At 68.0% G+C, this 24,655-nt stretch carries 12 protein-coding genes and 1 tRNA gene; 8 read left to right on the plus strand and 5 right to left on the minus strand.

The features are described 5' to 3' along the window. Window positions 1-28 precede the first annotated feature (28 nt). Together Q2K16_RS26485 and Q2K16_RS26490 are read left to right on the plus strand one after the other, a co-directional pair. The gene (locus Q2K16_RS26485) at window positions 29-628 is read left to right on the plus strand and encodes a YqgE/AlgH family protein (protein ID WP_088642982.1); all 600 of its coding nucleotides are present in this window, start codon (window positions 29-31) and stop codon (window positions 626-628) included. 85 nt (window positions 629-713) lie between these two features. Further along, a tRNA-Ala gene (locus Q2K16_RS26490) sits at window positions 714-786 on the plus strand. A 444-nt stretch (window positions 787-1,230) separates the two neighbouring features. On the opposite strand, the gene Q2K16_RS26495 is transcribed toward Q2K16_RS26490, so the two are convergent. Continuing rightward, window positions 1,231-1,359: a hypothetical protein gene (locus tag Q2K16_RS26495; protein ID WP_255553766.1), complete on the minus strand. Its 129-nt coding sequence runs from the start codon at window positions 1,357-1,359 to the stop codon at window positions 1,231-1,233. A gap of 526 nt (window positions 1,360-1,885) precedes the next feature. On the opposite strand from Q2K16_RS26495, the gene Q2K16_RS26500 reads away from it, so the two are divergent. The 4 genes from Q2K16_RS26500 to Q2K16_RS26515 are packed head-to-tail and all read left to right on the plus strand — an operon-like array spanning window position 1,886 to window position 5,461. After that, window positions 1,886-2,851 carry an ABC transporter substrate-binding protein gene (locus Q2K16_RS26500; protein ID WP_302740859.1) on the plus strand — a complete coding sequence of 322 codons (966 nt, stop codon included), beginning with the start codon at window positions 1,886-1,888 and terminating at the stop codon, window positions 2,849-2,851. 50 nt (window positions 2,852-2,901) lie between these two features. Then, entirely contained in the window at window positions 2,902-3,753 is an 852-nt protein-coding gene (locus Q2K16_RS26505) for an ABC transporter permease (RefSeq protein ID WP_302740860.1), read from the plus strand. Beyond that, complete coding sequence (locus Q2K16_RS26510) at window positions 3,750-4,592, plus strand: ABC transporter permease (RefSeq protein WP_302740861.1); 843 nt, start codon at window positions 3,750-3,752, stop codon at window positions 4,590-4,592. Before Q2K16_RS26505 ends, Q2K16_RS26510 begins: the two co-directional genes overlap by 4 nt. A gap of 23 nt (window positions 4,593-4,615) precedes the next feature. Continuing rightward, the gene (locus Q2K16_RS26515; RefSeq protein WP_302740862.1) at window positions 4,616-5,461 is read left to right on the plus strand and encodes an ABC transporter ATP-binding protein; all 846 of its coding nucleotides are present in this window, start codon (window positions 4,616-4,618) and stop codon (window positions 5,459-5,461) included. 125 nt (window positions 5,462-5,586) lie between these two features. Here Q2K16_RS26515 and Q2K16_RS26520 read toward each other — a convergent pair whose 3' ends face one another. Next, on the minus strand, window positions 5,587-7,929 hold the full coding sequence (locus tag Q2K16_RS26520) for a DUF8189 domain-containing protein (protein WP_302740863.1): 2,343 nt from the start codon (window positions 7,927-7,929) through the stop codon (window positions 5,587-5,589). 1,311 nt (window positions 7,930-9,240) lie between these two features. Between Q2K16_RS26520 and Q2K16_RS26525 the strand changes: the two genes are divergently transcribed. Continuing rightward, window positions 9,241-18,723, plus strand: a complete 9,483-nt coding sequence (locus Q2K16_RS26525; RefSeq protein WP_302740864.1) for a DNRLRE domain-containing protein — start codon at window positions 9,241-9,243, stop codon at window positions 18,721-18,723. A 635-nt stretch (window positions 18,724-19,358) separates the two neighbouring features. On the opposite strand, the gene Q2K16_RS26530 is transcribed toward Q2K16_RS26525, so the two are convergent. Together Q2K16_RS26530 and Q2K16_RS26535 are read right to left on the minus strand one after the other, a co-directional pair. Then, entirely contained in the window at window positions 19,359-19,811 is a 453-nt protein-coding gene (locus Q2K16_RS26530; protein WP_302740865.1) for a sigma factor-like helix-turn-helix DNA-binding protein, read from the minus strand. A 362-nt stretch (window positions 19,812-20,173) separates the two neighbouring features. Further along, window positions 20,174-22,426 carry a DUF4153 domain-containing protein gene (locus tag Q2K16_RS26535; protein ID WP_302740866.1) on the minus strand — a complete coding sequence of 751 codons (2,253 nt, stop codon included), beginning with the start codon at window positions 22,424-22,426 and terminating at the stop codon, window positions 20,174-20,176. 132 nt (window positions 22,427-22,558) lie between these two features. On the opposite strand from Q2K16_RS26535, the gene Q2K16_RS26540 reads away from it, so the two are divergent. Next, entirely contained in the window at window positions 22,559-23,530 is a 972-nt protein-coding gene (locus Q2K16_RS26540; protein WP_302740867.1) for a lytic polysaccharide monooxygenase auxiliary activity family 9 protein, read from the plus strand. A gap of 134 nt (window positions 23,531-23,664) precedes the next feature. Here Q2K16_RS26540 and mgrA read toward each other — a convergent pair whose 3' ends face one another. Then, entirely contained in the window at window positions 23,665-24,654 is a 990-nt protein-coding gene (gene mgrA / locus Q2K16_RS26545; protein ID WP_302740868.1) for an L-glyceraldehyde 3-phosphate reductase, read from the minus strand. Window position 24,655 lies beyond the last annotated feature (1 nt).

Genomic DNA, 24,655 nt, shown 5'->3' on the forward strand with positions numbered 1-24,655 from the left:
GGTTGTCGGACCCGGTGCGCGGCTGACGATGTCCGAGACGCAGGGGGAGGGACCGGCGATCAGCGGTCGTGCCGTGGAGTCGATGACCGGGCGGCTGCTGGTCGCGACGCCGGCCCTCAAGGACCCGAACTTCGATCGAACGGTGGTGCTGCTGGTCGCCCACGAGGCCAACGGGGCGCTCGGGGTGGTGCTCAACCGGGCCACCGAGGTGGCCGTCGCGGACGTCCTCGGCGAGTGGAGCGATCTCGCGAGGCACCCGGCGGTGCTCTTCGAGGGTGGCCCGGTGCAGCCGGAGTCGGCGATCTGCCTGGCCCGGATGCGTCATCCGATGCGCCGGTTGAAGGGCTTCCAGCCGATCTCCGGCGCGGTCGGCACCGTCGACCTGTCCTCCGACCCGGAGCGGATGCGCGACAGCATCGGCGGCATCCGGGTCTTCGCCGGCTACTCCGGCTGGGGGTCCGGGCAACTGGAGCAGGAGATCGAGGACGGCTCCTGGTTCGTGCTCGACGCGCTGCCCGGTGACGCCTTCGTCGACCGCCCGGACGACCTCTGGCCGATGGTGCTGCGCCGGCAGGGCGGCATGATGGCGGCGGTCGCGCACTTCCCGCCGGACGTGGCGTTGAACTGATCCGCCGGGGACCCCCGCGAGATGACCATGCTCGGCCGCGTGTGTATAGTTCTCCCCGTGCCCGGGCGACCGGGGACGACCGCAAGGGGCCGTGGCGCAGCTGGTAGCGCACCACACTGGCAGTGTGGGGGTCAGGGGTTCGAGTCCCCTCGGCTCCACCCTTGAAGCAACAGGTCAGCGGCCTGGTCGAGCATCGACCGGGCCGCTTTTCCGTATCCGGTCCCGACCGGCGACACCGATCGGGCCTGGGCAGCCTGAGACGACGGCGGGGGCTGGCGACCTCGGCCCACCCCGGCGCGGGCGGTGACGCGGGGTGGGCTGTCGTCCTGACTCCGCCCGTACCGGGGCGGCCACCCGCGCGCTGGGGTGCGGGGGCCGGCCCACCTGCCCGGCTGGGGTCGCGGGGGGTGGGCGGGCCTCCTGCGCCGGGGCCGACCGCGACGGCGGAGGGGCCGTCACGGGTACGGGCGACGGGCTGCCGCAGTTTCCGGGGTGCTGGGGTCACCGCCGACGGGCGGCTCCGCCACGGTGTGGACAGGAGCGGCCGACGCGGCCGGTGTGGCCGGATCTGGGCAGGGTGCGCCGGGGCGCGGAGTTGCCGATCAGAACGGGACGAGCGCCTTGCCCGCGCCGGTGCCGGGGCGGATGGCGGGGAACTCCGGGCCCTTCCAGTGGCCGATCGGCGCGCGGGTGATGGCGGGAACGGCCGCGACGGGCTCTTCCACGCTCATGTCCACTCCCGGGGGCCGATGGCATCTGGTGGAGAAGCTAGCCGCCGTTGCCGGCCCGGTCAACCAGGGGAGACGTATCGTTACCTGCCCGCCGACCTGCTCGTTCGCCGTGTCGGCCAGCACGCCGGCACCTGTCGCCTCGACGCAATGCGAGATAACATTCCGCATCTTGACAGGGGTTTTCGTGCCCCGTACCTTCGCTGCAAGTCGGCGAGGCGTCAGGGTGCTGCTGGGGTGCAGCCCGACCGCCCGAACCGGCCGTGACCAGCGTTGCCCGGCCATGCCGTGACGCCGTCTGCGGTTCTCGCGGCCCTGATTGATCCCTCCCAATCTGGCAGTTCAGGCATTCAGCACCATCACCAAGTCGATGCAGTTCGCGTCGGACCCGCGCCGCAGCAGCCAGGCGGCCGTGTCCGTCGCGGCGGAGCCGTCCCTTCGTATCCACCGAACGCCCTCACCCCCGCCACCGCCGGAGTCGGCGGCGGACGACGTCGGGGGCACGCGCGAAGCACCTAGGAGCATCACGATGAACACACGACGTACCGGTGCGATGGTCGCCCTCGCCGCGCTGCTCTTCACGAGCGCCTGCGGGGGCGCCGAAGGCGCTGCGGACAACGCGGACGGCACCACGAAGGTCTCCGTCACGACGTTCGGCTGCGAAATCTGGAACACCTGGGCGATCGGGAAGGGCGTCTACGGCAAGCACCGCCTCGACGTCGAACTGGTCCGCTCCGGGGGCGGCTCGGCAGCGGTCGCCGCGGTCCTGTCCGGCGCGGCCGACTTCGGCTACGTCAACGGCTACACCGCGATCAACGCCTACAACACCGGCTTCCCGATCCAGATGGTGTCCGGGGTGAACGTCAACGCGCTGCCGCCGGCCAAGCCCGCGCAGGGCGTCTTCGTCGGCAAGGACTCGCCGATCAAGACGGCTGCCGACCTCGCCGGCAAGAAGATCGCGGTCAACGAGATCAACGGCATCAACCAGATCGTGACCGCGAGCTGGCTGAAGGCCAACGGGGTCGAGCCGGAGAGCGTCAGCTTCGTGGCGCTGCCCTTCGCCGAGCAGGTTCCCGCCGTGCTCAGTGGACGGGTCGACGCCGCCCAACTGGGCTACTCGTTGCTGGGCAACAACAACGACAACGTGCGCAGCCTGGCCGACCCCTTCGCCAGCAGCGACAAGATCTATATCGCGACCTACATCGCCGCCAAGAGCTTCGTCGGCAAGGGCGACGCCGCCAAGCGCTTCCACGAGGCGATCACCGAGACCGCCCAGCAGCTCAGTGATCCGGCCAACACCGACGAGGCGTTCCGGCTGCTCTCCGAGTGCCAGAAGGTGCCGGCGGAGACCCTCGCCGCCCAACCGCAGAACGCCCTCGAAGCCGCCGTCGACGTCGCCGCGCTGGACCGGATGGCCCAGCAGATGGTCGACCTGAAGATGCTCCCGAAGAAGCCCGACCTGGGGCCCTTCGTCACCGACTTCGCGCGGTCCTGACCTGTCCTGTCCCGCGGTAGGCGGGCCACCATGAGGGGAGAGGACGTGACATGGCGTCGGACGTCCACGTGATTGATCAGGTCGAGGCGGACGCCCGGCCCACCGGCGGGCCCGTCGCGGCCCGCCGGTGGGGCCCCACACCCGACTGGGTGCTGGGAGTGGCGGGCGTGGTGACCATGTTCGTGCTGTGGGACCTGGTGGTCCGGACCGGGGCGGTCTCGGTGGACTCCCTGCCGTACCCCGCCGACACCCTGCAACGCGCCGGCGAACTGCTCGTCGACGCGACGTTCCTGACCGAGGTGGCGCAGACCCTGTGGGCGTGGCTGCTCGCCATGCTCGTCGCCAGCGCCGTCGGCATCCCGCTGGGGCTGACCCTGGGCTACTTCTCCGCCCTCTACCGGCCGTCGTCCTCGGTGGTGCACGCCGGCCGGTCGATCCCCTCCTCGGCGTTCCTGCCGATCGCCATCCTGATGTTCGGCCTGGGCACCCAGATGAAGGTGTCCCTGGCGATCTACGCGATCTTCTGGCCGATCCTGCTCAACTCGATGTACGGCGTCCGCGACACCGAACCGCTGATGCTGGCCACGGGGCGGAGCATGGGCTGGACGCGTACCCGGTTGCTGACCCGGGTGGTGCTGCCGTCGGCGGCCCCGTCCATCGCCACCGGGCTGCGGGTGGCCAGCTCGACGGCGCTCATCGTGGTGCTCTCCGCCGAACTGCTCGGCGCCACCAACGGGGTGGGAACGGTGATCACCACGTACCAGCAGGCGCAGCGACCCGACTTCGTCTACGCGGGCATCCTGCTCGTCGGCCTGCTCGGGATGGCCCTCTACTACGGCTTCAACCTGGTCGAACGCCTGGTGGTGCCGTGGGGCCAGGCACAGCGGGAGGGTGGACGATGAGCGGGCAGGGGCTGAGCCGGCCGGTGGTCACGTCGGCGCTGGCGGTGGGACGCGGAGTACGGTCGCTGTGGCTGCTCGCCCTGCTGCTGGCGGTGTGGGAGGTCGCCGCCCGGATGGTGGGCTCCCTGTTCGTTCCGCCTGTCTCGCAGATCTTCGGGGCGTTCGTCGACACCTGGCTGTCCGCCTCGCCGTCGTCGCTGTTCCTCAGTTCCCAGTTCCGGGCCGACGTCCTGCCGAGTCTCGTCCGGCTCGGCCTGGGCTACGGCGCGGCGACGGTGCTCGGCGTCGGCCTCGGCATCCTGATCGGGGTGTGGCGGCCGGCCGGAGCGTTCTTCAACCCGCTGATCCGGCTGGGCATGTCGGTGCCCGTCACCGCCCTGCTGCCCATCGCCATCGTGCTGTTCGGCATCACCAGCGGGATGAACGTCTTCCTCATCGCGCTGGGCTGCCTCTGGCCGATCCTGATCAACACCTACGACGGCGTCCGGGGCATCGACCGTACGGTGGTCACCGCCGCCCGGAGCCTGCGACTGACCCGGCGGCGCTACTTCCTGCGGGTCCTGCTGCCCGGCGCAAGCCCCGCCATCTTCGCCGGCATGCGGATCAGCATCGGGATCGCGCTGGTCCTGATGGTGATCTCCGAGCTGTACGCCGCCACCGCCGGCCTCGGCTTCTACATCGTGAGCCAGCAGCGGCTGTTCCAGTTCCCGCAGCTGTGGTCGGCGATCGTCCTGCTGGCGCTGCTGGGCATCCTTTTCAACGCCGTCTTCGCCCTGGTCGAGCGGGTGCTGCTGCGGTGGCACCGCAACGTGCGCCCCGACAGCGCGGAAAGCCACTGACCGACACCACGTAGGAGCCTCGGATGAACCCCGTGACGACCCGACCGCACCAGCCCGGTGCCGCCCTCGACACCCCCGTGCTCGACGTGCAGGAGTTGAGCAAGTCCTACCGGTCCCGCAAGGGCGACGTGCCCGCCGTACGCAGCATCGAGTTCGCCGTCCACGCCGGCCAGTTCGTGTCGGTGGTGGGGCCCTCCGGCTGCGGCAAGACCACCCTGATGATGTGCATCGCCGGGCTCCTGCCCATCTCCGGCGGCGCGGTCATGTTCCGGGGGGAACGCATGTCCGGCCCCCGCGACGGCGTGGCGGTCGTCTTCCAGGACTACAGCCGCTCGCTGTTCCCCTGGTTGACGGTCGAGAAGAACGTCGCCCTCCCGTTGCGGGACCGGGGCCTGCCCCGCACCGAGATCCGGCAGCGGGTACAGGAGTCGCTGGAGATGGTGGGCCTGGCCCACGCCGCCGGGTTGCACCCGTGGCAGCTCTCCGGCGGCATGCAGCAGCGGGTCGCCATCGCCCGGGGGCTCGCCGTCCGGCCGGAAATGCTGATCATGGACGAGCCGTTCGCCTCGGTGGACGCCCAGACCCGGGCCAGCCTGGAGGACCTGCTGCTCAAGGTCTGGGCGGAGACCGGTACGACGGTGCTGTTCGTGACCCACGACATCGACGAGGCCGTGTACCTGTCCGACCGGGTGGTCGTCCTGTCCCAGGGCCCCTCAGTCGTCGTGGCGGATCTGCCGGTCACCCTCGACCGGCCCCGCGACCAGATCGCGACCAAGCAGACCCCGCTCTTCGGTGAACTCCGCGAGCACGTCTACTCCCTGGTCATGGCGTCGCAGCGACGGACCTCCCTGTCGGGGGAGCCGAGCTGACCGGCTGACCGGGTCGCGCCGATGCGGCCCATGGGCGGGACGGGCCCCTCAGGGGCCTGTCCCGCCCTCCTGTAGCGCTCTACTGCTCAGGATGCGCCAGGACTCGCCATGCGAGAAGGACCGGTTCAGGGCCTGGGCGCTGGAGCTGAGCTGCGAACGAATCTCTCGTCTGACGATCCCCCGACGCGCTGAGGCGACAGTTGACGGCTGTACACCTGGATCAGGTCGTCGGTGTTCCGGAAGATGATGACGTAGGACGTTCCATCGGGTCCGGTCACTGCGGTCATGGTCGGATCGGTCGCTGCATTTTCGGCTCTGTCGGGGTCCGGGTTCAATGGCTGCCACTGACCCCAGCTCGACGATCCCGGTGCCGTTTCGAAGATGTGATACAGCGTGTTGTCAGTTCGGCGAACGGCGATGGCGGTACGGCCGGACGGTGGGTCCAGAATGGTGTCGGGTGATCCGATGGCAGTGAGGCTTCCCACCTGTTGCCAGGTTGTAGGCCAGGTGCCGTCCAGGTCCTGGAACTTGGTCGAGATGTGACCGCCGGCGTTACGGATCACGATGCGCAGGCGATGCGCGGTCGAGAGCAACGCCGCCGGTATCCCCTCTGCAGTACCACCCAGATCAGTCCAGCTCGACAGCGCGCCATCGGCGAAATACAGGGCTGTCTTTACCGTGCCGGTGGTGCTGACCGCCACCAGTCGGGCATCCTCACCGTCCTTGACTACGGAAACTGTACCGGTTAGGTCGGCGTCGCCGAGACTCTTCCAGAGAGGTGCTGCCCCTTCCTGGCGGTACGTCCACAGCCGTCCGTCGATGTCGACGGCGAAGACCACATTGGTCCCATTTCCCATGGTCAGTGCGCTCGGAGGACCCGCCATCGAGCCACCGATGTTCCGCGCACTCTCCCAGGAAGGCAAGGTAGTGTCGATCCGGGTGCTCTTCCAGGTGCTGCCGTCGATGCTCTGCACCGCTGCCTGAATTCTCTTGTCGGAGAGTTCGCTCAGCGTGGGTCGGCCTGTGAAAGCCTCGCTGCTCTCCGGGGTTTCCCACGCGATGATATTGGGTGTCTCGGGGGATGCCGTACCGCGGCGCATGCGCCCCAAGTTGTCGGTGTACCCGTAGAACAACAGGCCCAGAGTGGTGCCGTTGGGTGACTGCTGAACGGCCGATGTCCGAGTAAAGGGTGTCACCGGCTGGATTGGTATCGGGTCGGCGAACCAGCCCTGCAGGTCGACCAGAATATGCAGCGTCCCTGAGCTGTTGTTCTTGACTCTGATCTTACCCTCGGTGCCAAGCTTGCTGACGGCAAAGCTCGACCGGGCGAGTTGACCGGTAGTGAAGTTCGTCGTCGACGCCACACTCGTAGTTCCATCGACCGGCCATACCGTCAAGAAACCGCTGCTGGCTGGGCTCACTGCGGTCAGGTTCAGGGCTACTGCTGCGATATCCCTCGTTGGCAAGCCGAATGCCCCACCAACGGCTACATCGACCGTACCGTTTGCTGCCACCGGGAGGCCGCCGCCGACCGTCCTGGTATCCAGCAATCGGCTCGCTGCCACCGTACGTAACCCTGCGCCCGTCGTGGGCGTGGCAGTGAAGTATGCCTGTACGGTCACGACAGCGTGTACGGCGCCACTACCCTTGTTCGCCAACACAACCTTGCCATTGGCGGGCAACTTCACGATCATGCCCATGGACGTGGTGCCCGCCGGATAGTCGATCGCGTTGGCCGCTGTGGCGTCGTTCTCGGGTGCCACCGAAAGCCAACCAAGTGCTGCGGCGCCAGTCACGATCACATCGATGACCGCTGCCGAAGCGCCGGCAGGCACGACACTTCCAGTCAAGGTCACGGTCCGGCTGCTGTTGCCCGCGATCGTGCCGGTGGTCGTCCCGAGGCCGCTGCGGGTATCGATCAACTTGGTGTGCGGCAGGGAAACCAGGCCCCCACCCGTAGTACCCGTACTACTGGTGAAGTAGCCTTGGACGTCCAGCTTGACATGGGTGTTCCCTGAATGGTTGTAGATCACGACCTTGCCGTTGGCGCCGACGGTGACCACAATCGCGGAATTCGACAGCACCTGACCTGCGGAAGCATTGATCGTGGAAGCGGTCGGCCGGTCGGATCCATCCGGGTAAACCGTCAGGAAAGTGTTCGCCGTTGGATTGATGGCCGTGACGTCAACCAGCAGTGCGCGGACCCCGTTGGCAGGAATGCCGCCGACTCCGAGTACGGTCACCTTCGTCTCGGAACCAGCTGCTCGCGTGCCGGCCGCACCACCCACGCCCGTGCGGGTATCCAACAACACACCGTTTGTCGCTACGAAATCACCGCCCTTGCCTGCTGCGTCCGCCAATGCCGGGCGCGGACCCTGAGTAATGGCAGTAGTAATGATCAAGATCGGCGCTAATAGGTAGGCCAAAAGCAATCGAGCCCTGGTCTTCAGCTTTCCCGAATCAGTCATTCCGTCCTCGCATGTGGGCAGCGTGGTTGCTGAGTGGCAGGATGATCACTCCCCTGTAGGTCCAACGGCAGAAGGTTGACCGGCGCAGGCCGGCTGTTGAGGGTTTCCATTGGACGTCGATCCGCTGACCGCTGACGCCGACACACTTGCTTCGGCGGTTTTCAGCCATCGAAGTCGAAGGTGGGAAAATAGATCGGCCCGATAGCTAGAAGAGGCGGAGCCGATTCAGTCGTGTTGCCTGCTCGCGTCGGAGCTTGCCCGCCAGCGAGCGGAAGACTTCAGACAGCAATCCACAACGGCCCCCGTGTTAGCTCCGAAAGACCACGAAGAACTTACAGATCCCGGGGCGTGAATGGGAAGCGTAGTTACAAGTTGATGCCACAAAACGGGGCATAGGTGCGCTGAATGTCACCATGTGATCACTCGGAGTGATCTGGGTTGCCGTGTCTGCATCGAGCCGTCGAGTTGATTTGGTTGATCGCCCGTCAAGGTTGGCCTGGTGGGGGCGGCGAGTGAGTGACGCCCCGGTCCGGTTGGAGTTGATCACTTTCTCGTCGCCGCCGGTGGGGGTTCGTTGGGGCCTGTTGGGTCGCGCCGGCTCCCGTGTACTGCTTTCAGCAATGAAGCCATTGCTCACAGTTACCTGACGTGACTTTCTGTCCTGCTTTGACATGTTTTGTGGCATCAACTTGTGACGATGCTTCCCAGGTGCATCCCGGGGTCTGTAAGTTCCCCGTGATCTCTCAGACCGATCACGGGGGCTGTTGTGGATTGCTGGCTGCGGTCTCGGGCCCGTTGGTGCGCCGAACCGGCCGGCGACGGCATCCCGCCTGTCCGGGTTCGTGCTGGGACCTCTGCAAGCGCTGTCCGAGCGGAAGCGCGGCACAGTTACCGGTGAATCCTCGCTTCCGACATTCATTCGCTGCTCTTCGTCCGCCTAAATGATTGGCGATGTTCATGCTTTTTGAACCGATGGCCCATTCAAGGCGGCGCGGGGCGTTTATGCGATCGACTTCAGTGCGGATGGCAGTTTCGATGTCTCTGGCCTGCCTCCTGGTCGTGAATCTGGGTGGCAGCGGCGCGAGTGGGTTGTCCACCGCAGCCTCCGAACGAGGGGGATCGCAGAACGGCGGGGCGGCCACGGCTGCTCCCTCACAGCGGTGGGGATCGGCGTCGGATACGTCCCCGCCGATAGGCCGTGGGCGGGGTAACCGGGAACTGCCGAAGTCCCTGCGGGGGCAGTACCCGCTGCACAGGTTCAAGCAGCAGCCGGCTCCTGGCCGGAACAGGGCATCGGTCGGTGCGGCACCGGTGGCGGATGCCGAGGGATACGACAGGGCGACCAGCCGTGAGCGCCTCGGTGAGCGTTCGGAGACGAAGCGGGTCTACGACAACGCCGACGGTACGCAGACCACCGAGCTGTCGACAGACGCCTTGAACTACCGCAAGTCGGATGGTAGCTGGGCACCCATCGACACTCGGCTCACGCCCGACGCGGGTGGAAGCGGGTGGCGCAACGTTGCCGACTCGGTCGTCCTCAAGTTGGCGGGACGGGCTGACGACAGCGAACTGGTGAAGCTGACCTTCTCGGCAGAGGAGGAGTTCTCCTACGGCCTGGCTGACGGGGCACGCAGCGTCGGGCTCGCGGATGCGGACTCTGTCACCTACTCCCAGGTGCAGCCAGGCGTTGACGTCCGCCTTGCACCGAGGGCAGGGGGCGTCAAGGAGACCATCGTCCTGCATTCGGCCAAGGCACCGACATCGTTCGTCTTCCCCCTGAAGCTCCGCGGGTTGACGGCGAAGCTCGTTGATGGGCAGGTGGAGCTGAACGACCGGGCTGGTGGTCGGCGCGCGGTTATTCCTCCTGGCTACATGCTGGATGCGGGCAGCGAATCGCGTGGGCCGGCAACGTCGGCAGGTGTTGCCTACGAGCTGGTCACGTCGAATGGGCGAACCGCGTTGAAGGTCACGCTAGACAGCGACTGGTTGCGGAGCCCGGACCGGAGATTCCCGGTTGAGGTGGATCCGACGGTGGGTCCGCCGGTCAGTGGCGTGGGTGCCGACAGCAGCATGTACGTGCACGGGGGATCGTCGACCGTCGGTGGGCAGGACCTGCTGGTAGGCCGCTCGGGCGGGTCCAACGCCGCCGCCTATCTGAAGTTCGGTGGCCTGGTTGGCCAACTGCAGAACCACACGATCCACGGTGTTGCCCTGTCTGTGGTCAACTTTGACGCCGCATCATGCAAATCGCGTCAGGTGACCGTGCACCCGGTGACCGAGTCGTGGTCGGCCGGTACGGGCTACTCGTATCCGGGCCCTTCCGTAGGCGGTGTGCTGGCGAGCCGGTCGTTTGCCCACGGGTACATCGGGCTGGGGCAGTCGCAGTCCGCGTGTCCGGCCGCTGGCGAGATGTTCGACCTGGGTAAGGCCGGCAGGGACCTGGTGCAACGGTGGGTGAATGGCCAGCAGGCCAACTACGGGCTCTCGCTTCGTGCTTCGACGACCGATGCCTCGGCCTGGAAGAAGTTTGCTGGAACCAGCACCGCCAACGCGCCGAAGCTCTACGTGACGCACTCGCCCTTCAATGCGGCGTACTCCATCCCGAAGCCGACTCCCGAGCCGCCGGTGTTGCGGAACCAGGACGGCAAGGTCAAGATCACTGCTACCAACCTCAGCGCCGAATCATGGTCGCCCGGCAACTACTATCTGGCCTACCGTGCGTACAACGCGGAGACCGGCGCCGCGGTGGTCCAGCAGCGCGCCGCGAATCTGTCGACCACCATCGCCCGCGGGGCGAAGGTGACGCTGGATGCGACCATCAAAGCCCTGCCGCCCGGCACGTACTTCCTGGATTTCACGATGGTGCGTACCGGCGGTGCGGTCTTCACCGACCACCAGGTGCCACCGGGTCGGATCGTGCTTCAGGTGTTCGACGTTCCGCCAGTGGTGCAGGAACTCTATCCGGGCAACGGCTATCAGGCGCCGACGCTGACTCCACTGCTCTGGGCACGGGCCGTCGATTCCGACGCCGCCCCCGGAGCAACGCTGTCGTTCAAATTCGAGATCTGCGACCGTACCGATGCGGGGACGGCGACGAACTGCACGAACTCGGGCTACGGCGCGAATCCCTCGTGGGTGGTGCCGGCCGGCCGGTTGTCATGGAGCAAGAGCTACCTGTGGCGCACGTTCGTCAAGGATGGCGCCAACGAGGTCATGTCGGCGGACTCCGTGCTTCTGACCTCGGTGCCGCAGCCTGACCTGATCTCCCGCATCGCGGGGTCTCCCGATGCGGAGCAGGGCCGGGAATTCGACGCGCAGTACGGCAACTTCACCACCTCGGCTGTCGACGCGACGGTGGTGACGGTGGGCCCCGAACTGAACCTGCTGCGTACCTACAACAGCTTGGACCCGCGACCCTCGGCGGTGTTCGGTGCGGGGTGGTCCAGCAGGTACGACATGAAACTGGCGTCGGACGACGACGGGTCGGGCAATGTGGTGGTCCGCTATCCCGATGGGCAGGAGGTGCGCTTCGGAAAGAACCCGGACGGCACCTTTGCCGCACCGTCCGGCCGGGTCGCGCAGCTCACCGTCGACAGCACCAGTTGGACACTTCGGGACCGCTCAGGTACCACCTACCAATTCTCCCTGGGCGGAAGACTAACGAAGATCACCGACATCTCGGCCCGGTCGGTCGTGCTCAGCTACGACCTGGCCGGCAAGCTGACCAAGGCGCAGGTGTCAAACAGCGCGAGCAACACCGCAGGACGAGCGCTGTACTTCACCTGGACCGGTGCGCACATCACCACGGTCAAGACCGATGTGGTGAACGGTGCCGCGCTTGTCTGGTCCTACGAGTACAACGGTGACCTCCTGACGAAGGTGTGCTCTCCGACCTCGGCGTGCACGAGCTACGACTACGCCGCAGGGTCGCACTACCGCTCCGCAGTACTCGATGCCCGTCCCGACTCGTACTACCGTCTCGGCGAGGAGCAGGGCACCGGCGCGGGTAGCGACATCGCGATCAACCTCGGTAAGGACGCCGGGACCTACAAGAACGCGACTCTGGCGCAGCCCGGGGTCATCGAGGGCACCGGCAATACCGCGGCGGCGTTCAACGGCGTGTCCTCGCACGTCGAGCTTCCGAAGGGATCGCTCAAGAAGAGCCGGGACGCCGCGGTGGAGCTCTGGTTCAAGATCGGTCTTACCCAGACCGGCGGTCCGCTTCTGGGATATCAGGACGCAGCTGTCGGTGCGACCGCGACCAGCGGCGTGCCGGTGCTCTACACGGGTACTGACGGACGGCTACGCGGACAGTTCGCCGGCGGCAGTATCGCTCCTGTCACGTCGGTGTACCCCGTCAATGACAACAAGTGGCACCACGTCGTGCTGTCGGCGATGGGGACAACGCAGACGATGTACCTCGACGGTGTCAAGGTCGCAGATCGTGCCGGGCAGACCATCGAGCACTCGTCACTGACGTTCAACCAGATCGGTGCTGCGACGGCGACGTCTCCCACCTCGTGGCCTAGCTGGGGCGGCACCGCCCAGCGGTACTTCGCCGGGGTGATCGACGAGGTGGCGATCTACTCCCACCCGCTCGGCTCGCAAACCGCGTCGGCGCACTTCCGCTATGCCAAGCCGGCTGCCCAGCAGCTGACGAAGGTGACACTGCCCAGCGGCCGGATCGCCAGTCAGGTCGAGTACGACACCGCCACCGACCGGGTCAAGGAGTACACCGACGACAACGGCGGCACCTGGAAGGTCGGGCAACCTGCCATCTACGGCGGCGACACCGATCTGCGGCGCAGCATCCAGGTTCTCGACCCGGCCAATCGACCGTACCTGTACGAGTACGACGCCCTCGCCGGGCGGCTGTTGCGCTCCGGCACGCCGCTGGGCCGGGACACTCGTGCGGAGGACCTGCCAGGGGAGCCCACCACCCCGCCCACCTCGCCCCCCACCCAGGTCTGTACGCAACCCGACCCGAACGACCCGGCCTTCTGCACCATAATCCCGGATTCCTCGGGCGGTCCCATCTTCATCCGCCATCCCACCGAGGGAATGGCGGTCCGGTCCTACTCCTACGACGAGGACGGATATCAGAGCAAGGTCACCAACGAGGACGGCGACTCGGTGGAGATGACCTACGACGACAAGGGGCACCTTGCATCGAGGAAGAGCTGCCGCACCCTCGACCAGTGCCAGACGAGCTACTACACGTACTCGACCAGCATCACCAACCCGTTCGACCCGCGGGCTGACCTCGCGATCGAGTCCCGGGACGGGCGGTCGAGCGGCCCCACCGACAACACGTACCGTACGTCGTTCACCTACCACCCCAACGGCCAGTTGATGGCGCAGACCAACCCCGACGGCAGCGTCGTCAGCCACACGTACACCGACGGTCTGGAATTCGGGTACAGCGGCGGATCCCAGCCCGCCGGGCTCCTGAAAGCCAGCACCGACGGCCGCGGCAAGATCACCATGAACGTGTACTACAGCAATGGTGACCTTGCTCAGGTGACCGAGCCCTCCGGTCTGGTGACGACCTACACCTATGACGCGCTCGGACGGCGGCTCACCGAGAAGATCGTCTCGGACAGCTACCCCGCAGGCGTCATCACCAGCTACACCTACGACAGCCAGTCACGAGTCACGACCATCACCGCGCCTGCGACCACGGACGTCATTTCCGGAGTCCGCCACCAGGCCCGCGTCACCAACGACTACGACCCGGACGGCAACGTCGTCAAGGTCACCACCTCGGACGTGCTGGGCGGCGATCCGGACCGGGTCAGCACGACGGAGTACGACGAGTACAACCGGCCCGTCCTGGTGGTCGATGCGGAGGGCAAGGAAACCAGCTACGGCTACGACCGTTTCGGCAACCGCACGTCCATGGTCGACGCCAACGGCAACCGGTACGACTGGGCGTACACCGCACAGAACAAGGTTGCCGAGGTGCGGCTGAGAGACTGGCGTAGTGACCCGGAAGGGGCACCGGGCACCGGCACCGGCGACTACCTGGTCCTGCACCGCTACATCTACGACTTCGCCGGCAGGCTCGCCAGTGACACCGACGCCATGGGTCGTCGGCTGGAGTACCAGTACTACCGGGACGACCTGTTGCAGAAGGTCACCCTGAAGGACTTCCACAACCCCGACGGCAGCAAGCGCGACTACGTCGTCGAGGAGAACACCTACGACGGGGCCGGCCATCTGACGCGGAAGGCGGAGGCGAACGGTACCCAGGTCACCCAACACGCCTACGACCGCGCCGGAAAGCTCACCAGCACCGTCGTGGATCCGGGAGGGCTCGCCCGGACGAACACCTTCACCTACGACGGCAATGGCAACACCACCCGGACCACCCGCACCGGGAAGACGTCCAACCTTCCCTGGTTCGTCCTGCTCGGTGTCACGGAAACCGTCGACTACACCTACGACGATGCGGGAAACCTGCTTACCGAGAAGATCATCGGTGACGGATCGCGGACCCGGCTCACCAGCTACACCTATGACCAACGTGGCCTGCGTACCTCCGCCACCGATCCGCGTGGGAACGTGACCGGCGCGGACAAGTCGGCGTTCACCACCACCTACCGGTACGACGAAGTCGGCCAGCAGGTGGGAGCGACCGGTCCGGCAGTCGCCATCGAGAGCAACGGCCAGACGCCCGTCACGGCCAGACCTGACACCGCGATCGGCTACAACGCCTTCGGCGAGGCGACCGCCACAAGAGATCCGCGTGGCCAGATCTCCCGCACCGAATACGACAACCTGGGTCGCCCGGTCAAAGCAGTCGCGCCCACCTATCTGCCCCCGGGTGTCACGGAAACCCTCATCCCGAGTACCCAAACGACGTACGACGGCCTGGGCAACGTCATCGAACGGATCGACCCCAGCGGCACCACTCGCTTCAGCTACGACCAGCTCAACCGGCTCATCACCCAGGACGAGCCCGACAGCACCAACGACGACCGAGCGGTGACCCGCTACACCTACACGCGCACCGGCGAGACACTGACGGTCACCGGCCCCACCGGGGCACAGGTTCAGTCCACCTACGACGACCTCGACCGCCAGACGACCCAGACCCGCGTCGAGCGGTATCCGGTCAACCGGAACCTCGTCACCAAGCTGGGCTACGACGACGCCGCGAACCTCACCTCCATCACGTCACCGACCGGCGCGGTCACGAGCAACACCTACGACTCCGTCGGCGACCTCATTCGCACCACTGCCCCGAACGGCGCGGTCACCCACTTCGGATACGACTACTTCGGGCGGAAGGTCCGTGTTTCCGACGGGCTGGGGCGCACCACCCGTGCCAGCTACGACCTGTTCGGCAACCTGACGAGCGACGCCAATCTCAACGCCGACGGGGACGTGCTGCGTACCCAGAGGTACGGGTACGACGAGGCCGGCAACATGGTCTCCTCGAAGGACCCCTACAACGTCGTCACCACCTACGAGTACGACGCCGTGAACCGCCTGGTCAGGCAGATCGAACCAGTAACCGACACCGAATCGGTCACCACCAGTTTCGGGTACGACGCGTCGGGTAACCGCACCCGCTACACCGACGGACGCGGCAACGCCACCATCTACACCTTCAACACTCTCGGCCTGCCAGAGTCGGCCATCGAGCCAGCCACGAGCAGCCATCCCACCACCCCCGACCGCACCTGGACCGTGGGCTACGACGCCGAAGGCCGCGCCACCCGCATCAGCGCCCCCGGTGAGACCAGCCGTCAGCGCACCTACGACGCCGCCGGACGACTCACCGCCGAGACCGGCTCCGGCGGGGAGTCCCCCACCGCCGCCCGCAGCCTCGGCTACGACAAGGCCGGCAGACTCACCAGTGTCAGCGCGCCCACCGGCACGAACACCTACACCTACAACGACCGCGGTGCGGTGCTGTCGACCTCCGGCCCCTCTGGTGCTGCGACCTTCGGCTACGACGACGACGGGCAGATGACCACCAGGACCGACGTCACCGGCACCGCCACCTTCGGCTACGTCAAGGGCCGCCTCACCTCCCTCGCCGACTCGATCACCGAACAACGTCAGAACCTGACGTACGACGCCGCAGGCGAGGTGAAGACGATCGACTACGGCGCCGGGCGCATCCGTACCTTCGGCTACGACGATCTGGGCCGGGTCAACAGCGACACTCTGAAGAACGCCGCCAACGCCGTCGTCGCCTCCGTCGCCTACGGCTTCGACCTGAACGGGCATCTGACCAGCAAGGACACCACCGGCACCGCTGGCGCCGGCAACAATACCTACACCTACGACAAAGCCGGCAGGCTCACCGGCTGGACCAGCCCGGCGGGCACCATCACCTACGCCTGGGATGCCAGCGGCAACCGGATTCGCGCCGGCAGCAAGACCGCCACCTACGACGCACGCAACCGGCTGCTCACCGACGGGGACTACACCTATACCTATTCACCGCGCGGCACCCTCCGGTCGCGCACCAGCTCCGGCCTCAGCGAGCAGTACGCCTTCGACGCCTTCGACCGTCTCACCAACGCCATTACCCAGACATACCAGTACGACGGCCTGGACCGGGTGGTGTCCCGTACCGGTACCAACTTCACCTATGCCGGTCTCGGCGACGACGTCGTCGCCGATGGCGTCGAGTACTTTGCCCGCGGTCCCGTGGACGAACTGCTGGCCACCGGGCAGGGCTCGGACGAGCAGCTCTCACTCACCGACGCCCACGGCGACGTCGTCGCCGCGTTCGATCCCGCCAACACCAGCCTGACCACGCTGAACGACTCCACCTCGTACGACCCGTTCGGCAAGAAGATCACCAGCACCGGAGACACCGGCAACCTCGGCTTCCAGGGTGACTGGACCGACCCACAAACCGGTCAGGTCGATATGGGTGCCCGGTGGTACGAGCCGGGAACCGGCACCTTCACCTCCCGCGACAGTGTCGACTACACCAGCGGTGACTCCATCCTCGCGAACCGGTACGCCTACGCCGCCGGCGCGCCCCTGGACTTCGACGACCCTGACGGTCACTGGCCCAAGTGGCTCAAGCGGGCCGCCCGCTCGGTCAGCAACGGTTACCACGCCGCCACGAACTTCGTCAGCAGCGCCGCCTCATGGGCATGGAACCAGGGTGCCCGACTCTGGAACCAGGGAATCTCCGCCCTCAGGTCATTCGGGCAGATGCTCTACAACGGTGCCACCAGGCTCTACAACAAGGCCAAGACCGCCGTTGGAAACACCTACCGCAACATCAAGGAGGGCGTCACCAACCTCCGTACCAATGCCACCAACTGGGCCAAAGAACAAGCCCGAGCCGCAGCGCAACGAATATACGAAGCCAAGAAGGCGGTAACCAACGCCGCGAAGGCCGCTGTCCGGCAGGCGATCAAGTTCACCAAGCTGCCGGTCGTCGCCGCCCTCACCAAGCCGCTGCTGGCGGGAGCCAAGTTGGTGTCCGGCGGCATCAAGGTCATGGCAAGTGTCGTCGCCGTCACGCAGCAAGCCATCCGTGACCCTGACAAATTCCGGCAGAAACTGTTCCTCGAAGCAGCTCAGCGCCTTGCCCCACTCGTCGAGGGCGCCAACGAGATGTGGGACAAGGCGACCCAGTTCGTCGAGGACCACGCCGCTGAGATCGCCGGCATCGCCGTCGGTGCGGTCGTCGGCATCGGCTGCGGGGCCGCCATCGGCTGGACCGGTGTCGGTGCCGTCGCCTGTGGTGCCCTGGCCGGAGCGGTCGGCTCCGCCGTCACCGGATACATGAACGGCAAGCGCGGATGGGATCTCGCCGGCGAAACCGCGCTCGGTGGGCTATTCGGCGCCGCTGGCGGGGCTGCCGGGGCTGTCGGGGGCGCGGCCCTCGGTGCAGGGCTCCGCGCTCTGGGCGGGGGAATGAGAGCAGCCGGCGGTAAGGCCGTCGGCGCAGGTCTTGGTGAGGCGCGCACCATCGGACGTGGGCTCATGGGCCGGAGCAGCGGCTGCCTCGGCCCCGGCAACAGCTTCACCGGCGACACGAAGGTCCTGATGGCCGATGGCAGCCACAAGCCCATCCGTGACGTGAAGCTCGGCGACAGGGTCCTGGCCACCGACCCCACCACGGCGCGGACCGCACCGCGAGTAGTCACCGCTCTGATCGTCGGTAGCGGCACCAAGCAACTCGTCGACATCACCGTCACCGTGGACGGCCCCCAGGGCAGCCGTGCCGAGACGATCACCGCCACCGCCGGGCACCCCTTCTGGGTGGCTGACCAGCAGCAATGGCGCGAAGCCAAGGACCTCAAACCGGGCTACACCTTCGAGACCGCCGACCACCGACCAGCAGCCGTAGCGGCCACACACCACCGCACCCAAACCGAGGTGGTACACAACCTCACCGTCGACACCCTCCACACGTACTATGTGGTCGCTGGCGATACCCCGGTCCTAGTACACAACTGCCCTTCAGGAGGGGGCGGATTCTTCGGTAAGCTCTTCAGCAAGAAGCCTTCCTCTGCGGAATTGGCCGACGAGGCCATGCGGGCAAGCCGCACGCCGGTCAAACTCCGTGAACTGGAAGGAGTTGACCTTCCTGACTATGGAGATCCAATCAAGATTTCGCGGACTCGAGGGATGTCTGATCAGCAGTTGATTGATTCGATCAACAATCCGAATGAGCTGGGGGGTAGTGTAGTGCTCGAGGGGCGTGAGGTTGTGAATGGAAACCATAGAGTCGGGGAGGCTCTCAGGAGGATGAATGATCCATTTTTTGGCGGAATTACGCCCGATACCGAATTCTTGGTTGTGCGGTGACGATTTGATTCGGTTGATCGCAGAGCTGCCTCGAGGGCGTGGCCATGATTGGTAGGCTGTGGCCCAGTGGCCTGGTCAGGTCGCGCTTCGGCTGGCCTGTTCCCCGGATTGCCAAGGCGGCGTCTTCCCTAGAGATTTCTGTTCTCGTCGACGTTGCCAGGAGCTGCGGATTTAGTCGTAAGGGTGAAGGTCTCGGGATTCGGGAGGAATGGCGCTACTTTCTTTTTCCCTACCTTTGGGAGTCGTCTCCTGCGCCGAGCTGGATGTGCGTTGTGGTTGCGGTTAAGGACCCCACAAGAGCGTCTGGCGCTGAACGGTTCGAGCTATGCTTTTCTCGGCTCGATGTGCCTATTGAGAATTTTCGACGCCTATCAAATGCCGCTGCGGTCGATCGCGACCAAATGCTTCATTGGGTTGTCTGGGAGGCAGCCAAAAAGGCTGGCGGGAGGAATGACTCTGAAAACGAAAATAACAATTGACTGTTGGAGTATTGTATTGCGCCGTCATTCGCTATTGGTCTAGGTGTAAAATAAGATCGTTGCCGCGTTGATCGCGGTGCCTCGTGAAGGCAGTCCGAAGATCGCATGAGTAGCGAATATTTGAATTTGAGCAGGGTTGAGGTGAGTCGAGGTCGCTCAGGTCCGCGGGGCGTTGAGGCCTGCGGTGTCGTAGTCGAACCAGATGGGCTGGTTGTCGGCGTCGAGGCCGATGTTGAAGTCGGTGGGGTCGCCCTGGGTCATCGCGGCCCAGACCTGCTCGTCCGGGTGGATGGCGTCGCGTAGCTCGCTGACGAGGGCAGGAAGGTCGAGCCGTCGGGGCTGTCCGTTGACCATGAGGGTGGTCTCCGTCCCGGTGGAGCAGCCGAGCACCGCTGCGGCCTCGTCGACGGACTTGTCCTCCCAGTACCGGAGCACCAGCACGGCCCGCTGGCGCGGTGGCACGGCGTCCAGCGCCTGGAGCAGCACCAGCCGGTTCTCCGGCGAGTCCGGCGGTGTCGGCCGGTCGGTCTGCTCGCCACCCACCCGCTCCCGCCGCCACCAGCCGCGCCGCCGCTCGTCGAGGAAGGTCCGCCCTAGGATCTGGCGCACGTAGGCGTCGAGCACCTCGTGCCGGGATACCGGTTCCAGACCAGGTAGAGCTTCGTGAACGCGGTCTGCACCAGGTCCTCGGCCCGGTGCCAGTCGCCGCAGAGCAGCTACGCGGTGCCGCGCATCGCCTCCGAGCGCGCCGCGAAGTACGCCGCGAACGCCGTGTCGCGATCACCCAACCGGGCCTCCGATCCCCTTGTCGAGATAGCCACGCGGGGTCCGGCACCGGGGGTTGCCCGCCGGGGGTGGGATCGCCGCCTGCCACCCTGACGCCGCTGCCCGGCCCCGGCAGGCAACCGGTCCGGGCAGCGAGACCGGTCCGGCCCCCGGCCGGAGACCGGGGGCCGGGCGGCGCAGGGAGGTCAGCGCGGGGTGCGCCGGGTCTTCGGCAGGTCGAACTGGTCGGCGGCCAAGCAGTCCTTCCGCCCGCCGCCCGCGCGCGGACCCAGCCGCTTCAACTCCGCACGGGCCCGGCTCCGGCCGAGGTTCCAGGCGTACCACGGGTCGGGCTCGGCGAGGTCGTCGTCGATCCAGCTCAGGGCGCAGCGGCGGATCGGGTCCGGCAGGTCGGCCAGGGCGGGGGTGGCGTCGGCGGAGAGCGCCCGCAGGTACCAGGCGTCGATCTTGCCGGACTGCTCGTACCTGGCGATGTTGCGGCGGGCCGCGTAGTCCTCCGGGTTGAGCACGGCCAGGCTGAGCAGCATCACCACGGCCAGCCCGACGGTGGCGCCGGGAATCCAGCGGCCCCGCCACCGTACGCCCGCCGCCAGGATCATCAGGAAGACCGCGCCGAGCAGCAGTTCGAACGCCATCACGAAGATCCGTTCCCCGGTGAAGCTGTAGACCTTCTGGTAGGTGTACATCCGGGACAGCGCGGACACCACGATCACCACGCTGAGCGCGCTGAGCAGCCCGAGCAGGGCCCGCAGCAGGACCCGTTCGGCCCGGGTCTCGCGGCGCGCCCAGCGGCTGACCCCGCCCAGCACGGCCACGGTCAGCAGGGTCACCACGGTCAGCTGCCAGAACCCGCTGCGCGCGTACTCGGCGTAGCTCAGCCCGGCCGTGCGCAGGACGTGCCGCTGACCGCCGAAGAGCACGGTGAACTGCACCGCGACGAAACCGACGAAGAGCAGCGTCAGGGCGGCGATGGCCGGGGCCCACTCCAGCATGCCCAGCCGCCGCCGACCCTCGCGGTCGACGGTCGACAGGTCCGGCGGTGCGGCCAGGGTGTACGTGGCGGCGACCGCGATCGACCCACCGACGGCGGCCAGGAAGAGCCAGCGGACCACCGTGCCGACGTTGACCTCGGGCACGACCGCGCCGAGCACCTGGTCGAACGCGGCGTCGGCGGAGGACAGCAGCAGCCCGAAGACGAGCACCACCACGGCGGTGGCGACGACCGACCCGACGACCCGGGGCACCAACTGCCCGCCGTCGGTGGCAGTCACGTGCCGGCGTACCCAGGGCAGCCCGCGCAGCGCCGCCAACGGGGCCGCGACCAGGCTGAACAGGATGGAGCGGACCTGTCTGCCGCCCACGATCGCCAGCGTCGCGCAGCCCAGCGCCCCGAGGACGCAGAAGGTCACCAGCCACCAGGCGTTACGGAAGGCCGGCACGGCCAGCAGCGCCAGCGCGGCCACCGCCCAGCCGCCCCGGATCAGCCTGTCGGTGCGGTTCAGCGCGTCGGCGTTGCGTCGGACGGCCGCGACCACCCCGACGGTGAGGACCAGCCAGCCGAGGAACCAGCCGATGCCGGTGCGGGTCAGCGGGACGAAGAACGCCACGCCCAACGCCCCGGCCAGCACCGCCGCCGGCACCGCCCAGCCGGTGGCGGGTCGGGGACCGGGCCACCTGGTGCTCAGGAACGACGGCGGGGTCGGGGTCGGGGCCCAGGACGCGGGCGCCGCACCCCACTGCGCCGGCCGGCCGCCCGCACCGAACCCGGCGGGCCCCGGCCGGCCGGGGGCGGGAGGCGGTTGCTGGCCCGCTGGTACGGGCCGACCCGGGCCGAACTGTGGGCCGGGCGTCGCCGGGGCGGCGGCCGGGAGCGGGGTGGGCTGGCCGGTCGGGGTCGGCGCGTGGTCCGCCGAGGCCGCCGCGGTGCGCGGTGCCGGCACGCCCGCCGGCCGGCTGGACCCGCCGGCCGCCGGTCCGCCGGCCGCCGTCGGGTCGGCCGGTGCGGCCTCGGCCGCCGTCGGGCCGGCCACCGCGTCGGCTGTCGCCGGTGCGGCCGGTGTCGTGGCGGCCGGTGCACCCTCGGCGGCTGCCGCCGGGCCGGTCGTGGTCAGCGGTGGTGGGGTGGTGGCCGTGCCGGTCGGACGGTCGTCACCCGGGCCGGCCGGGAGGACCGCTGCGGCCGGGCAGGCGCCACCGGGCGCGGTGTCGTCGGTCGTCGGCACCAGGGGCAGGAAGAGCGCGTAGCCGAGGGTGCCGTCCGGGACCTGGACCGGGATGGCCCAGCCGGGTTCACCCTCCTGACCGGGCCACCTGATCGCCGGTGGCAGCCCTTCCCGGGCGGGCACCGTCAACAGGTACGGCATCCCGCCGACGGGCGGGGGTCCGGGCGGCGGCGGGCGGCCCCCGGGGGAGTCTGAGGTCGGTTCCGGCTTGGACACGCACGCTCCTTGATGCGGGAAGTGCGGTCACTGTAGATCGACAGATCAACCGCCCCTCCGCCGCCGGCCCGCACGCCGTACCGTCGAACCTTTGCCCGCCCGCGTCCGTACCAAGGGCGGGAGGTCGACCAGATGACCGTACGCGCAACGTTCGCCGCCCTCGCGGTCGTGGCGGTGACCGTGCTGCTCGACGCGGCTCCTGCCGCCGCGCACGGCGCACCGACCAGCCCGTTGAGCCGCTCGGCGGCCTGCGGCCCGCAGGGGCCGCACGTCTCGACGCCCGCCTGCCTGGCGGCGGTGTCGGCGGGCGCGGCGGTGCGCGAGTGGGACAACATCCGGGTGTACGGCGTCAACGGCCGCGACCGCCAGCGCATCCCGGACGGCGAGCTGTGCAGCGGCGGGCTGTCGGCCTACCGGGGGCTGGACCTGGCGCGGGCGGACTGGCCGGCGACCGAGCTGACCGCCGGGGCGAGGTACACGTTCCGCTACCGGGGCACCATCCCGCACAGGGGCACCTTCCGGCTCTACACGACCCGCTCCGGGTACGACCCGCGGACGCCCCTGCGCTGGGCGGATCTCGACACGATCCCGTTCCTGTCGGTGACCGACCCGCCGCTGCGGGACGGGTCGTACCAGATCCCGGGGCGGCTGCCCGCCGGGTTGACCGGGCGGCACCTGATCTACACGGTGTGGCAGAACTCCGATACCCCGGACACCTACTACTCCTGCTCCGACGTGCTGTTCCGCCCGGCGGGCGGTGTGCCGGCGGCCACCCCGGCCGACCCGACCCCGGCCGCCACCGGTCCGGCCGCCACCGAGCCGACCGACGGTACGACCGACGTCGGCCCGGACCGGGCCGCCTCCGCCGGGGCGACGCCGGCCGGCGTCGGGTCCGCCGGACCGGCCGGGGAGGCCGGCGTACCGGTGGCGTCGGTGACCCAGGTCGGCGGCGGCAACCTGCGGTTGGTGGTGGGCGCGGCGGTGGTGGTGACCGTGCTGCTGGTGGCGGTGGTGGCGATCCGGCTGCGCCGCCCGGCACCCGTCCCACCCGGCCGTCCCTGCGGCGTCCGCAACCACCGGGCCGGCCGCCGCCGCGTCTGGTGACCCGCGCCGGACCGCCCCGCCCCGCCAGATCGACGCTCTCGCAAGATCGACACGACATCGGCCCAACAGCGGCATCACCCGGCCCGGATACCGCAACTCCGAGCCAACAGCCCTGATTCGACGGCCGGGCCCGGTCAGGGGAGGAGGCGGTCGATCTCGGTGAGGTCGTCGGGGGTCAGGTCGAGGTGGGCCAGGGCGGCGACGTTGCCCTCCAACTGGGCCACGCTGCTCGCCCCGATGATCAGGCTGGTCATCCGGGGGTCGCGCAGCGCCCAGGCCAGGGCGAGCTGGGCGAGCGTCTGTCCCCGCCGCTCGGCGACCCCGGCGAGGCCCCGGACGGTGGCGAGCTTCTCGTCGGTCACGTCGCTCTCGTCGAGGAAGACGCTGGTGCGGACCCGGGAGTCGGCCGGGATGCCGTCGAGGTAACGGTCGGTGAGCAGCCCCTGGGCCAGCGGGCTGTACGCGATGCAGCCCGCGCCGACCTCGGCCAGCGTGTCGAGCAGCCCGTCGTCCTCGGTCCAGCGGTTGACCATCGAGTACGACGGCTGGTTGATCAGCAGCGGGGTGCCCAGGTCACGCAGGATCGCGGCGGCCCGCGCGGTCTGCTCCGCGTCGTAGTTGGAGACGCCGACGTAGAGCGCCCGGCCGGACCGGACGACTGAGTCCAGCGCCCCCATGGTCTCCTCCAGCGGGGTTTCCGGGTCGAAGCGGTGGGAGTAGAAGATGTCGACGTGATCCAGCCCCATCCGGCGCAGCGACTGGTCCAGCGAGGAGATCAGGTACTTGCGGGAACCCCACTCGCCGTACGGCCCGGGCCACATCAGGTAGCCGGCCTTGCTGGACACGACCAGCTCGTCCCGGTACGGCTTCAGGTCGGTGGCGAGCAGCCGGCCGAACGTCTCCTCCGCCGCGCCGGGCGGCGGGCCGTAGTTGTTGGCCAGGTCGAAGTGGGTGATGCCGAGGTCGAACGCCCGGCGGACGATGTCCCGCTGCCTGTCGAACGGGCGGTCCGGCCCGAAGTTGTGCCACAGCCCGAGCGAGAGGGCGGGCAGCCGCAGGCCGCTGCGCCCGCTGCGGCGGTAGGTCATCTGGTCGTAGCGGTCGTCCGCGGCGAGGTAGGTCATG

The sequence above is a fragment of the Micromonospora cynarisoli genome (assembly GCF_030518815.1).
Classification (GTDB): Bacteria; Actinomycetota; Actinomycetes; order Mycobacteriales; family Micromonosporaceae; genus Micromonospora; species Micromonospora wenchangensis.